Annotated in this window: 1 pseudogene; it reads right to left on the bottom strand. The window is 46.8% G+C overall.

Annotated elements, in window-relative coordinates:
* Positions 1 to 263, bottom strand: a pseudogene (locus tag BHE89_RS01940) (orotidine 5'-phosphate decarboxylase / HUMPS family protein); the annotation flags it as partial.

The raw sequence follows: 263 nt of genomic DNA, 5'->3' as shown, positions 1-263 counted from the left end.
TCTGGTGTCATTACGCGACGCTGATCGCCAACATCACTTCCTGCTGGACGGATCCCCGGCGTGACTAATAAGAAATCGTCACCACAAACCTGTTTAAAAACGCGTTGCTTCATGTGCAGAGCAGACGACACCATCAAGACCACAAGATTTTGTCAGTAACGCTAAAACGTTCTGCCTGTTCTGCAGGTGTCAATGTTATTCCCAATTCAATTAAATCAGATTGATCCATGCTGGTCAGTACCGTCACCGCCGTTAAAAAGTGG

It is taken from the genome of Shigella sp. FC1967, assembly GCF_001743005.1.
Lineage (GTDB): Bacteria > Pseudomonadota > Gammaproteobacteria > Enterobacterales > Enterobacteriaceae > Proteus.
This window is presented reverse-complemented; position numbering and strand designations above follow the sequence as displayed.